General features: G+C 33.1%; 9 protein-coding genes. 6 read left to right on the top strand and 3 right to left on the bottom strand.

What is annotated here, in order from left to right; genetic code table 11:
* Positions 1 to 969 (bottom strand): cache domain-containing protein (locus BKH43_RS08060; protein ID WP_172402356.1); only part of this gene is annotated, 969 nt, incomplete at its 3' end.
* Positions 970 to 1,329: 360 nt separating this feature from the next.
* Positions 1,330 to 2,490 (bottom strand): methionine adenosyltransferase, encoded by a 1,161-nt coding sequence (gene metK, locus BKH43_RS08055; protein WP_095230404.1) that lies wholly within the window; start codon positions 2,488 to 2,490, stop codon positions 1,330 to 1,332.
* A 165-nt stretch (positions 2,491 to 2,655) separates the two neighbouring features.
* Between metK and BKH43_RS08050 the strand changes: the two genes are divergently transcribed.
* On the top strand, positions 2,656 to 3,252 hold the full coding sequence (locus BKH43_RS08050) for a peroxiredoxin (RefSeq protein WP_095230402.1): 597 nt from the start codon (positions 2,656 to 2,658) through the stop codon (positions 3,250 to 3,252).
* 473 nt (positions 3,253 to 3,725) lie between these two features.
* Here the strand turns inward: BKH43_RS08050 and BKH43_RS08045 are convergent, their stop codons facing one another.
* Complete coding sequence (locus tag BKH43_RS08045) at positions 3,726 to 6,683, bottom strand: DNA translocase FtsK (RefSeq protein WP_143429062.1); 2,958 nt, start codon at positions 6,681 to 6,683, stop codon at positions 3,726 to 3,728.
* 183 nt (positions 6,684 to 6,866) lie between these two features.
* Here BKH43_RS08045 and BKH43_RS08040 point away from each other — a divergent pair, with 183 nt between their 5' ends.
* The 5 genes from BKH43_RS08040 to BKH43_RS08020 form a co-directional block, all read left to right on the top strand.
* Positions 6,867 to 8,309, top strand: a complete 1,443-nt coding sequence (locus BKH43_RS08040; protein WP_095230401.1) for a hypothetical protein — start codon at positions 6,867 to 6,869, stop codon at positions 8,307 to 8,309.
* Positions 8,310 to 8,327: 18 nt separating this feature from the next.
* A complete protein-coding gene (locus BKH43_RS08035; protein ID WP_095230399.1) occupies positions 8,328 to 9,056 on the top strand; it encodes a hypothetical protein in 729 nt (242 codons plus the stop codon).
* A gap of 36 nt (positions 9,057 to 9,092) precedes the next feature.
* A complete protein-coding gene (locus BKH43_RS08030; RefSeq protein WP_095230397.1) occupies positions 9,093 to 10,409 on the top strand; it encodes a peptidase dimerization domain-containing protein in 1,317 nt (438 codons plus the stop codon).
* A gap of 65 nt (positions 10,410 to 10,474) precedes the next feature.
* Positions 10,475 to 12,007: a phospholipase D family protein gene (locus tag BKH43_RS08025; RefSeq protein WP_172402355.1), complete on the top strand. Its 1,533-nt coding sequence runs from the start codon at positions 10,475 to 10,477 to the stop codon at positions 12,005 to 12,007.
* 925 nt (positions 12,008 to 12,932) lie between these two features.
* A partial coding sequence (locus BKH43_RS08020) for a cache domain-containing protein (protein ID WP_172402354.1) occupies positions 12,933 to 13,904 on the top strand: 972 nt, incomplete at its 3' end.

Below are 13,904 nucleotides of genomic sequence, written 5' to 3'. Positions count from 1 at the left end.
ATCTCTTAGTTCAATTAATTGAGGATTAGAAGGTAACTTAAGTATTCTCACACTTAAGTTACCTTCTTCTATAGTCTTAGCTACATTTAATGCTTCACTTACAGCTTCACTGTCTTTGGATAAAGAGAGTTGTATATTAGTAATATTAGAGTTTATTACATTAGCCATAGTTTTAAATTCATCTTTTAGTTTTTTATCTAATAGCTTCATATTAGTTATTTCATTCTTACTTAAAGAAGTAAAGAAGTTAGTTAGAGAATCTTTAATATAAGTTATAGAACCTACTATGTATTTATAAAAGATTAGTCCTGCTATTAGTGAACATACTAAAAGGATAATAAAAGTAATGATTAGATTAGTCCAAAAAGAATAAAGCATTTTGGATTTGATGGGAGCAGTTAGTGCATCAGTGCTAGACTTAAGGTCATCTGTATAAACTCCTGTTGAGATATACATACCATTAGTGTTAGGGATTAAAGTGGCATAAGAGTTTTTAGGAGTTGGCTTACTTACGCCATCATGCCCTGGTTTTGGCCACATATAACTAACTATACCTCCACCCTTTAAAGCAGCTTCATCTAGTTTTTGGAATAAGTAGGTCCCATTAGGATCTTGGATATTACCGACATCTGTGCCAACTAGCTTTTTTTCAGGGTGTACTAGTAAGATAGTTCCTTTGGCTACAAAGTAGTATCCATCTTTGTTTGGGCCAAATCTATAGTCATTAATCGCTCTTTTTATAACTTTTATCTGGTCTGCTTCATCCATACCTTTAACTAAGGCCCCCAAAGAAGCTGCCATAGAATCTGTAGAAGTTTCTAGCGTCTTATAAGTATTTGCATAGTAAGTCTTAACAAAACCATTTTCAAATAGCTCAATTTGATACCTATTATTAAAGAAAAATAGTACAAAAACAACTATAAATACTATAAATATAAAAGACATAAACGTCATAAGTTTTAATTTCATAAACAACTCCTACCTTCAACACATTTTTTGAGTACTTTTGTAAAAATACCTTATCTATTATTTATAGATTTTATGGGTAAAAGTCAAAAAAAAAAAAAACAGATTGTGCATAATTCTAGGTAAAGGTCCAAAAACGTAAACTTTTTTATACTTTTTAGCAAAATATACACATCAATCTAGATTATTTGCTAAATAAAAATGAGATAGTGCTAGGGATAAAAGATATAAAAAATTAAACTTTTAAAAGGTGGATAAAAGCGCTAAAAGAAGTGATATTAAAAATAAACTGAAGTAAAAAATAACTTCAAGACATGTGTCACTTCTAAAAAAGAAGTGACTTTTATGGAATCTAAAAAAACTCTACTTGATACCTAAGTAGTCTCTTATAGCTTCAACCTTATCAGTTTTCTCCCACGTAAACTCAGGTAGCTCACGTCCAAAGTGACCATAACTTGCAGTTTTAGCATAGATTGGGCGTAGTAAGTCTAGACTTTCTATGATGCCTTTAGGAGTTAGTTTAAAGTTAGCCTTTATGCATTCAATTAGCTTTTCACGTGGTATTTTTGAAGTGCCATGAGTTTCTACATAAATGCTTATTGGCTCAACTACACCTATAGCATAAGCAAGTTGTACTGTAGCTTTAGAGCAAGCTCCACTAGCAACTAGATTTTTAGCAACATAACGCGCAGCATAAGCTGCACTTCTATCCACCTTGCTAGGATCTTTTCCACTAAAAGCACCACCTCCATGAGGGCAGCTACCACCATAAGTATCAACAATGATCTTTCTACCAGTTAGTCCTGCATCACCTTGTGGACCGCCTATGACAAACTTTCCAGTTGGGTTTATATGATACTTGATATCATCTTTCATATATTTTGCAGGAAGGACTTTTTGAACTATCTCTTCTATAACGGCATCTTTTAAATGGGTTTGATTAGTATCAGGATGATGTTGGGTAGAGATAACTATAGTATCTATACTTACTGGCACGCCATCTTCATACTTAACTGTAACTTGAGACTTGCCATCAGGTCTAAGAAAGGGTAAAAGCCCACTTTTTCTAGCCTCTGCAAGACCTTGAGTAAGTTTGTGACTTAGCCATATAGGAAGAGGCATTAAAGTATCGGTTTCCTGGCATGCATATCCAAACATAAGACCTTGATCTCCAGCTCCTATCTCGCCATCTTTTCTATCAACACCTTGATTAATATCTGGGCTTTGTTCACCTATACCATTTAACACAGCAGCACTCCTATAATCAAAACCATAAAGTGCATCTGTATAACCTATCTTTCTTATAGTATCACGCGCGATTTCTTGCATAGGAGCATAAACTGAAGTTTTCAACTCACCTGCTATAACGCAAAAACCATTAGACACTAGGGTTTCACAAGCCACTCTTGCACTCTTATCTTTGTCTATGATGTAGTCTAATATGGCATCACTTATTTGGTCTGCCATCTTATCTGGATGACCTTCTGTTACGGACTCTGATGTAAAAATAAAGTTGTTTTTCATGTATTACCTTTTTTAAAAACTCATATCGTGTTTTAAGATTTACGTAATTCTAACACAAAAAAACAACACAAAATAAAGACTGTTAAAATTTATAGGATAGACTACGCAAATGATAATATTTATTTGTTATCAAACACAATAAATTAAATAAATAGGAGATTCTTAATGTTAGTAACAAGAAGAGCACCAGATTTCAAAGCACCTGCAGTTTTAGGAAACAATCAAATAGTAGAAGATTTCGAATTAAGCAAAAACCTAGGCAAAGAAGGCGCAGTGCTATTTTTCTGGCCAAAAGACTTTACTTTCGTATGTCCTTCAGAAATCATAGCTATGGATAAAAGAGTAAAAGACTTCGCTGAAAAAGGATTCACTGTTATAGGTGTTTCTATAGATTCAGATGTAGTTCACTTTGCATGGAAAAACACTCCAGTTAATCAAGGTGGTATAGGAAATGTAAGCTTCCCTATGGTATCTGATATCACAAAACAAATCTCAAGAGACTATGATGTACTATTAAATGGTGCTGTAGCTTTAAGAGGATCTTTCTTAATAGATAAAAACCAAGTTGTAAGACACGCTGTAATTAACGACCTACCACTAGGAAGAAACATGGATGAAATGCTAAGAATGGCAGATGCACTAGTATTCTTTGAGCAAAATGGTGAAGTTTGCCCAGCTGGATGGCATAAAGGTGATAAAGGTATGAAAGCTACAACTGATGGTGTAAAAGACTATCTATCTCACAACGCTGATAAACTATAAAAACTATTTTTATCCTACACAAAGCTTCAAAGCGCCTATCTTTCAAGATAGGCCCTGCAAGGTTTGTAAAATAATAGGTTAGATTCCATAGAATCTAACTTAGCTTTTTAATCTTTAAAATATGCTTTTAATCTTTTCAATACTCACCTAACTTTTTAATACTTTCTCATGTTGCTTTTAAAACTTACCTTATAGACTTTATTTGCTAATTTCAATCACTTCTATAAAAACACAAAGATAGCCCAAAGTTCTTGCTAAAAAAACTATACTAAAAAACCTAGCAAAGCCTTAATAAGCTTTTAACAAAAGCTTATTAGAAACCTAGCCTAGTGTATCTTTAAACACCATAATATTAAATTTACATCTAAATAAAACCTAGCTTTAAGTAGTGCTTTAATGAGGTATTTAGCTTAAGTTTTAAAATAGCTTCTAGATGCAGATGTTTATAAAAGCTAATGCTATCTATCTTAAAACTATAAAATACTTCTTTCATTTTTTGAGTTTGGAGATGAGAGAAAACCTTGAGCTTCTAAGGCTTCCATAAGTGAAGCTGCTTTGTTATATCCTATGCCTAAGCGCCTTTGTACAAAACTTATGGAAGTCTTACCTTCGCTAAGGATAACTTCTTTGGCCGCTTCTAAAAGCTTTTCACCTTCAGGATCTGTAAATCTATCCACAGCTACATTTTGACTAGCCTTATCTTCCCCTAAAAAGTCATCATCATAAACCACTTCTCTTTCATCTTTTATATAGTTGATGATATCTTCTATCTCTTTTTCGCTTATCCAAGGAGCGTGGATTCTAACTAGGCCACCTCCAGGTGGTGTAAAAAGCCCATCTCCATTACCAAGTAGTCGCTCAGCTCCAAAAGCATCAAGTATGACTTTAGAATCTATCCTATTACCTACTTTATAGCTTATCCTTGAAGGGAGATTAGTTTTTATAAGGCCAGTTACTACATCAGTACTACTTCTTTGAGTAGCAACTATTAAGTGCATGCCACAAGCCCTGCCCATCTGAGCTATACGAGCTATGCTAAATTCAACATCTTTGCCACCTGTCATTATTAAGTCTGCTAACTCATCTATTACGATTACTAAAAAAGGCATTTTGGAATCTGATTTTTCATTAAAGCTTGCTATGTTTTTACACTTTAGCTTAGCTAGTGCGTCATAGCGCTTATCCATCTCTCTAGTAGCTGCTGCTAGGGCAAGGACAGCTTTTTCTGGGTTATTTATGATAGGTGTTATTAGATGGGGTATATCTTCATAAGGTTCAAACTCTACTTTTTTAGGATCTATCATTATAAACTTTAAGTTATCTGGGCTATTTCTATAAAGCAAAGAGATGATTATTGAACTAACTCCTACACTTTTACCACTCCCTGTAGTTCCTGCAACTAGCAAGTGAGGCAGCTTTTCTAAGTTAGCGATAAAAGGATTCCCAACTATGTCTTTTCCTAGGGCAACAGTTAGTGCGCCTTTGCTTTCTTTGTAGGCTTTGCTTTCTAGTATCTCTTTTAGATAGATGGTTTGTACCACGCTATTTGGTATCTCTATACCTACTACATCTTTGCCAGGTATTGGCGCTTGCATACGCAAAGACTTAGCCTTTAGAGTCATAGCTAAGTCATCTTGAAGGCTTAAAATCTTAGTCACTTTTATATCTGGGTCTGGCCTAAACTCAAAAGTAGTTACAACTGGTCCTGAGTAAACCCTAACTACATCACCTCTAATCTTAAACACGCTAAGCTTACTTATAAGATCTCTAATCTTAGAATCTATTTCTTGTTCATTAATATCAGCGTCCATAAACTTAGGCTCTTGTAGTAAGCTTAAAGGTGGGAGTTTGTAGCCTATGTTTTTTAAGCTTGCGCCATCTTTAGCATCTTTTATAAAGCTTTCATTTTCACTTAGTGAAGTAACTACTGCTGGCATAGCTTGGCTTTTAGATTCTGGATTTTTAAGATTAGAAGTAGAATCTTTTAAGGCTTCATGCTCATCTTTTTTAGTATCCATATCTTTACTTACTTCTTTAGTTTGCATGCTTTGTTTAGTTTCTATTTTAAGGCTAGAGTTAGCACTTTTAAAATAATCTTGCTTGTGCTTACTAGCACTAAAAGTATCTTCATAAGTAGTACTACCTTCTAGGTTTTTAGATTCTTTAGTTACAACATCTTTTTTTGTTTTTAAAGTAGATAAGTCTGTTTCTACTTTAGGCGCTTTTACATCGCTTAAAGCTTGCTCTTTTTTGCTAGCTTCTAAGTTTTTTAGTTCTTCTAAGTCTGCATCTTGTCTTTCTAAAAGCGCTTCTTTCAAAGCCCTAGCTTCATTTAAAGTCTCTTCTAAGCTAAAGTCTTTAGTTTTTACTTTATCTTCATCTAAGCTATCTTTTCCATCTAGCCTATCTTCTTGGCTGCTAATACTGCTTTCTATTTTTAAGGGTTTAGGTATGAAAGTAACTAAGCCTTCTTTGTCTTTTTCTTCTTCTATCACTGGAGTAAAATCTTCATAAGGATAAGGAGAGCTCATATCACTTAAAGCATGCAAGACTTTTTCATCTTGGCTTCCTAGATTATCAGTAGTGCGTGGCTCATAGTCTATCTTTAAAGGAGAAAGATTTAACTTAGTTTTTGGCAAGGAAGTAGTTTCTATCTTTCTAACTAAAAAACCTTCACTCTCATATCTATTATCTTCTTTCATAGGTCTTAAAAAAGACATGCTAAAAGATTTTTTAAGGCTTTTATCTTCTTTAGATTCTATATTTTCTTGTCTGTAAGGCTCTTCAAAACTATGGTTTTTATTAGAATCTTCTTCTTTAAAACTAGAAAAGCTTTGTAAGTCTTCTTCTTTTAAGCCTTCTTCATGCACAAAAGCACTTTTTTTTCTACTAAAAGCACTAGTAAAAAAGCCACCAAAAGAAAAGTCTGAAAAGCTAGAAAAACTAGTAGCTAAAAGCTTTCTTACACTTCCTAACCACAAAGCTATCTTATGAAATGCTTTTGAAACTAAACTTGAAAGTATAAAAAATCCTCTAGCAGATATAAGCACATAAGATATTAAAAGACCAAAAATACAGGCTATAACTATACCAAAAAGACCTATATAAGGTAAAAGATAATGCACAACACTTAAGGCAAGATCACCTTTTTTAAAGCTTACTGCTTGCAAGATAAGCAAACTTACAAAAAGCACCAAGTAGCCAAGAGTTAGTTCAACTTTTCTAAAAGAATAGCTACTATTTTTATAGATTCTAAAAAGTGGATAAAGCAGTAAGGGAAGATATATATAAGCTAGATAGCCAAATAATGATAGATTAAAACTTGCAAAGTCACTCCCAAAGCTGCCTATATTATCATGGCTAAGTCCTTCTTCTACATTAGTTCCTATGATGGTAGAAATCCAAAGAAAGATGATGACACAAGCTATCAATATTAAAGCATATAACTTTTTGATGGTGAATCCTTGAATAATTAGTTAGATTTAATTTTTAAGCTAAAATTATATCTTATCGGTTTGTTCAAAGTCGTAGTCAGATAAAGACACTATCTTTGAAAAAGTCAGTATTTTGAGGTAGGCCTAAAGACTTTAACATTATATGATTAAGAGGAAGTTATGCACGGGAAAATATTAAAATATTCAGCTACGACAAGTTCAGGCGTGATCATAAATGCTTCAAAAAAGATCTTTGAACTAAGAAAAGAGAGCTGGCATGACCCAAGAAGTCGCCCAACAGTTGGGATGTATGTAGAGTTTAGGGTTAATGAAAATGGCTATATTATAACTGATGCTAAAGCTTCTGCTTATCAACACTTTAGTGAAGATTCCCTAATCAAAGAGATAGATTTTTGGAAGACTAAAACTGATGAAGAGTTAAAAAATAAAGAAAACGAAGCAAGAGCGCAAATCGCCCAAAAAATCTATGCAAAAACTAACTACCTTAAGATAAAAACTCTAGAAGTAAACACAAGCGTTCAAGAGTGTATAAAAAACTACTTTGCTGTAGAGCTTCAAAGCGTGGCTTTTTTAAAAACAGTAGATAAAGAAAAGCTAGCTCCATTAATCAACTATAGAATCTGTAAGCGCTTTTTAGATAAAGCCCTTGATTATTTAGTCTTTACTGATAAGAAATTAAGCATGGATATGTTTGCAGAGTACTTAAACAAGATGGCAACTTTAGAGTACTCTTATGTTTTCTTTCATAAAAATGAGATAAATATACAAAAAGCTTTTGAAGATTGTTTTTTGGAGTATCAGTATAACTACCTAGGTGCTTTGCGCGCTGCTAGTGGTGTAAGAGATAGAATCTTACAGCTTTCAAATAAGGTTAAAACCTCCACTCAAGAGATGAAGATTCTAAGAAATAGGATGGCATCTAAGGTAGGGGAAAATGACTTAAATGAAAGAATAAATAAGATAAAAACCATGCTTAATAAGTCCTATGATGAAACTAATGCCCTAACTTCAACGCTAACTAACTTAGAAAATCTAACTAAAGACTTTAAAGAAAAAAATTTCAAAGTCTTTGAAGAAGCCTTTAGTCAAACCACAACTGCACTAAAAGCCAAGATAGAAGAAGGTTTAAATGTCCTAGCAACCCAGTTAGATAACAGGATATGGCAGCTAGGTATGGAAAGTGTGAGTATAAAAAATATATTTTTTAAAAATATGAATGAGCCTTACTGTATGATGACTTTTTTAGGACACATGATAAAAAAACTAGATAAGTCAAAAATCATAGCCCAAAATGAGCAATCAACCTATAAATACTACTACTACCATCAAAACAAGTATGTAAAAAAGTATCTAATCTTTACTTCAAACTTTGACACAGAACTAAACCTCAAAATAAAAATTATGAAAGAATCTAAAAACAACAACGTAGTTGTAGTAAAAAAAGATTCCCAGTGTTTTAGCGCCTTAAATAAAGAAAAGTTTGAAAAAATCTACATCGATACAAGCTATATAGACCAAAAGTCACTAAAACAGCTTTTAGAAGATTCTAAACATTCAAAGTACAACAAAGACACTGAATATATTTTGCTTTCTAAAAACTAGATTAGGAGATAAAAAAAGTTGGAGTTAGAAGATATAAGTAGTGGCTATGAGCTTTTAAAGTTTTTAAAACAAAGAATTTATGTAGGAGATAATAATAGCTGGTGGCACCCAAGCACTAGATCATTAGAGGTAAAAAATGGCATAGAACTAAAAGGTGCGCTAAATCCTAATGAGCCCATATTTTCCCTAGTAGTTTCTTCCATACTAGCCCAAAATACCAACTATTTTAATGCTAAAAAAGCCCTAGAAAACCTAACTTCAAGAGGCATCATAGATGATAGCAACCCTGAAGTAAGTATGCAATCTTTACTAGAACTAGATGTTAGCTTTTTAGCAGAGCTTATAAAAACAGCAGGCTTTTATAATCAAAAAGCACCTCGTATACTAAAACTAGTTAATAACATAAAAGAAGACTTTGGCAGTTTTAGCACTTTTAGCAAGGAAGTAAACTACTCTTGGCTTATAGAACAAAAAGGCATAGGCAGTGAAAGTGCCCTAGCTATGCTTAATTATGCACTTAAAAGAGAAGCTCTTGTCATAGATAAGTACACCATAAAGCTTTTAGGACTTATAGGCTATGAATGTGAAGATGTAGAATCTGCAAGTAGTTTTTTAAAAAAAGACCTTAAAGAGGCTAAAAGTCTTTATGACTTTGATATAAGCCTAGCTCAACTTTATGCACGATTGCATGGTAAAATAGTTGAGTTTGGCAAGGCTAATAAGGCCTTGTTTACAAAAAGCTTTTAAGCCCTCACTTAAACTTTTGCTACTTAAGGATTAATTATGGATAAGCTTCAAAAAGTACTAGATATATTTTATGACCTTTGTAAGATTCCTCATCCTAGCTTTGATACATCTAAGATAAAAGACTTCATAACTAAGTTTTGCATAGAAAATGGCTATGAGATACAAAGTGATGGTGCTAACTTGCTAGCAAGCCTAAAAGGCACTACGCCAAAAGTCTGCTTACAAGCTCATATGGATATGGTCTTAGTACCAGAAGGTGCAAGTATAAAAGTAGAAAAAGAGGGTGAGTTTTTAAAAGCTAAAGATAGCTCACTAGGAGCTGATAATGGCATAGGCTTAAGCATCATGCTTTATCTTATAAGTTTAAAAACTCCTTGTGAGTTCTTATTTACTGATGATGAAGAAGTAGGCTTTATAGGAGCTAGCAAGCTAGATTTAAAGGTTCACTCAAAACTTTTGCTAAATCTAGATTCTGAAGTATTAGGAGAAGTGGTTACTAGCTCAGCTGGAGGCTTTGATGCAAGCACTATCTTAAAGTTAGATAAACAAGATATAAGCTCACTTAATGGGATAAAAAGTTTTGCCTTAAGTTTTCAAGGCCCAGGAGGTCATAGCGGCATAGACATAGGCACTAATAAGAGTGCGTTTATAGATATGCTTGAGTTTTTAAAAAAGCTTAATTTAAAAGAGGTCTACTTTTCTAACTTATCTGCAGGAAATAGGCGTAATGCCATCCCTTCTCTTGCAAGTATAACTTTACATGTAGCAAAAGATAAAGCAAGCTTGGAAAATCTTAGTCATAGCAGTAAGACTTTTACGCTAAAAGAAGATGATAGTAAGCTAGAAGGTGCATTTAAACTAAGTGATTTATTAGAAGGTTTGAAGCCTTTAAAAACAGGTGTTTTGGAGGCTAATCAAACTGGCATTTTAAGCTCGCTTAATCTTTCTATAGTAAAAAGCATGGATGAAGGCATAGAGCTAGAGTTCATGGGCAGGGCTAATGCAAAAGAGTTTTTAGATAAAAATATAACAGCCCTTAAAAAAGCCTTCCCTAGTATAGATATTAGCAATGTCTACTTACCTTGGGAAAGCAAGCCAAAAGATGAAGCCCTAGCTAATCTAAAAAGACTAAGCTTAGAAAAACTAAAATTAAGCTTTGAAAAAGAGGGGCTTCCTTTTAAAGAAGTAAGCATACACGCAGGCTTAGAATGTGGAATCATAGAAGAAAGACTAAAAGATATAACAGCCCTTAGCATAGGCCCAACTATTAATAATCCTCATTCCATACAAGAAAGGGTAGATCTTAAAAGTGTACAAAAACTTATATGTGTAGTCTTAGACTTTTTAGCTTAAAGACACTTATTTTTAGTGTTTTTTTAGCCATGTTTTTAACTGCTTGTGGATTTCCCAATAAGTACATGCCTCCAAAGACGCTAGATCTTACATCTAAGGTGCCTAATGCACCACTTGATCTAAGCACTTTAGAAACTAAAGATGAAGCAAAAAAAACAGATTCTATAAAGCAAGATTTTTCTTTGCCAGTAAGTAAATCTATAAGCAAGGAACTTGAAAGCAAAGATGCAGGCCTTGTCATAAGTGATGGTAGTAGTGCTTTGCTTCACAGGGCTGCTTTAATAAGGCTAGCCCAAAAAAGCATAGATTTACAAACTTATATATTTGATGAAGATACGAGCTCAGGACTTTTAAGCACAGAGCTTATTAAAGCAGCTAATCGCGGAGTAAAGATTAGAATCTTAGTTGATGATAATGGCCTTAAAAGCAACCTAAACACACTTTTAAAGCTTAATGAAAACCCAAATATACAAGTTAAGATTTTTAACCCATTTCGCTTTAGATCGCCTTTATTAAGAGCTAGTATAGAGTTACCTTTTGATATGAAGCGTATCAATCGCCGCATGCACAATAAGCTTTTTATAGTAGATGATATAGCCTTCATAGTTGGTGGGCGTAATATAGGCGATAACTACTTTGATAACTCAAGCTATGACTTCACAGACACAGATGTGCTTTTTATGGGAAAAGTCGCCCTTAGTGCTGAAGATAGTTTTAATAAGTTTTGGAACTTTTATAAGTCTGTGCCTATAAACTTAGTTATTAAAAAAACCCCTAAACATAAAAAACTTACTAATCCCTACCCGCTTAGCAAAGATGATCAAGCTATCTATGAAGAAGACTTGGAGGAGTTTTATAACAACTACTTAAACAACAAATTGCACTTTTACTTTGGGAAAGGTATCTTTGTAGCTGATGACCCTTCAAAAGTAGATACTCCTTTGGCTGATACTAGGATGCCCATACTTGATTTAATCAATCTTAACCTTGAACTAGCCAAAAAGTCAGTCTATATCTCTTCAGGTTATTTAATCCCAGGCAAGGCAAACTTAAAGCTTTGGAAAAGGCTAATAGATAGAGGTATAAGCTTTAACATACTTACAAACTCACTTGCTAGTATAGATGTGGTCCCAGTTTACTCATTTTGGGAGAGATATAGAGATAAATTAGTGCGTGATGGGGCTAATGTTTATGAGTACAACTACTTAGAATCTATGTATTTAAACAAGAAAAATAAAGCTCAGATTCGCTATAAATTAAAGCCCTTTGGCAAGCAAGCTATCTACTCAGGACTTCATAGTAAGAATATAGTTATAGATGATGAGCTTTCAATAGTAGGAAGTTTTAATCTAGATTCTAGATCATGGCTTTATAACACAGAAGCGATGATGTTTTTTAGATCTAAAGGTCTTGCAGATGAGCTACAAGAAAACATAATAGATCAGATGCAAAGCTCTATGCAAATAAAGTGCGATAAAAAAAGTTGCTACTGGCTAGATCTAAAAACACACAAGATCTATCACTCCTTGCCTAATGCAAGTATATGGCTAAGATTTTGGAAAGATATACTTAAGATGGCTCCAGAAAAGCTTTTTTAAGTAAAAAAGACTTTCTTTAACTAGGCTTTTTAAGTGGAGGGCTTATCTTTAATAGAATCTAGATTCTATTAAAGACTTTAAAAAGTACTTTGCTTTTAGAAACTTTTATATTTTTTAGGATTACTTTTTATCCTAACTCCAATCTTAGCTTTAACATTTTATAAAACATCGTTTTTATATAGGCAACTTCAATCTCTTTGCACTATTAACTAAATCTTTATTCCAATAGTTTCTTTTTTATATTATTTATTATTTGTGTGTTTTTTTAATAAAAAAAAGTTTATCCCCTCCCTCACTCTTGCAAGCCTGCAAAAGCCTAAGTTTCCTAGAAAGTGCAAGCTTCCTAGAAAACGAAGTTTCCTTGAAAAATCATGCATTCAACACTACTGCTTCCTTATCTTGCGATTTTTGTCAGCACAAAACAAAGCACAGAGTATTTGTTTTTTATCTTTTGGTTTTTATGCGTAAGCAAAACAAGCATGCGGAGAGGACTATGGCAAGGGGACTACTTCTCTAATATAAAGCCCCCTCTCCCCCCTTGCCACAAGATACTAATTTTATAAAAGTAGATTTTGAAATAAAAAACTTAAGTGCTTATCACACACAAGATTGCAAAGATTATAAGAAAAAGTAATACTGCCCATTAAATACGATAGTTTTAAGCGTAAGATTTAATAGTAGTAATACTTATAATTTAAATTGCTAATATATACAAAATGTTAAATTTATGTATACTTATTTGCCTTCAAGCTTGCGTCGTTTTTTTTTTTTTGTAAAAATGAGAAAACATTTATAGCTCAAAAGTTAATTATAGCCTGACCTTTATTCTCATCTATGTTTGGTAGCTTGGCTATTTTTTGCATTAAGTTGTCACTAGGCTTTATTTTTTCTTGTTATATGTAACTATTTTTATTAAAGGTCATCTATGAAAAAAAGATTAGTTGGGTTTACCATCATGTTTTTTGTATTATGCAGTTTTATGTCCTTGTTATACTTTTTTAACAACAGGGCTCAAATCCATCTTTTTGAAAAGAACTTTTCTGACCAATACTATGCGGGCATAGATGATAAATTACAAGTTGCTACTAATAGTGTTGCTAGTATATTAGGTGAGTTAGTAAAGGGCTTGCCTGAAAAAGAACAAATAGCTATCATCGCAAAATCCATGGAGAAATTTAGATTTGAAAGTGATAAGAGTGGGTATTACTCCGCTTATCAAGGAACTATTTCTATAGCCCATCCTATAAGAAAAGATTTTATAGGTCGTGATATGGGAAATGCAAGAGATGAAAAAGGTAATCTTTTCATACAAATGCTTCATAACTCCGCTTTAAATAATGGCAAGATAGTGGAGTTTTACTTCACTAAACCCATAGGTAATGGCAAAACTATCATTGCCCCTAAGCGTTCAGTTTCTTATCTAATACCAAATACTAATGATATGTGGATAACAACTGGAGTTTATGTTGATAATGTATCTCAAGCCATAGACAAGGCCTCAGAGCCTATAGTTACCTCTATGGAAAGCTCATTTTTTAAAGTTGGAATCATAGCCCTCATAGTTTTTCTAGTTATAAGCATACCTATAAGCTTTTTATTTTATTTTTATGTGGTAGGTTCTATCACTTATATAAAAAATCATCTTTTAGATTTTTTTAAAGCCATGCAGCATAATAATATAGATGAAATGCATCCTTTAACTAAAAAATTAAAAAATGAATTTAAGCTTATGGCACTAGCTATTAATGAGGTCATGGATAAAACTAAAGCCTCTTTATCCAAAGACAGTGAAGCTGTAAGTGAAGCATTAAATGTAGCTAAGACTATAGAAGAAGGTAACTTAAGTGTGAGAATACTTAAGTTACCTTCTAATCCTCAATTAATTGAACTAAGAGAT

Origin of the sequence: Helicobacter sp. 13S00401-1 (genome assembly GCF_002272925.1) — a bacterium.
Lineage (GTDB): Bacteria > Campylobacterota > Campylobacteria > Campylobacterales > Helicobacteraceae > Helicobacter_I.
The sequence above is the reverse complement of the archived record's forward strand: the minus strand, read 5'-3'. Positions and strand labels throughout refer to the sequence as shown.

Excerpts from the sequence above, each read along its gene's own strand:
- BKH43_RS08040 (WP_095230401.1), top strand. The coding sequence starts at position 6,867 with ATGCACGGGAAAATATTAAAATATTCAGCTACGACAAGTTCAGGCGTG.
- BKH43_RS08030 (WP_095230397.1), top strand. The coding sequence starts at position 9,093 with ATGGATAAGCTTCAAAAAGTACTAGATATATTTTATGACCTTTGTAAG.
- BKH43_RS08025 (WP_172402355.1), top strand. The coding sequence starts at position 10,475 with ATGCCTCCAAAGACGCTAGATCTTACATCTAAGGTGCCTAATGCACCA.
- BKH43_RS08050 (WP_095230402.1), top strand. The coding sequence starts at position 2,656 with ATGTTAGTAACAAGAAGAGCACCAGATTTCAAAGCACCTGCAGTTTTA.
- metK (WP_095230404.1), bottom strand. The coding sequence starts at position 2,490 with ATGAAAAACAACTTTATTTTTACATCAGAGTCCGTAACAGAAGGTCAT.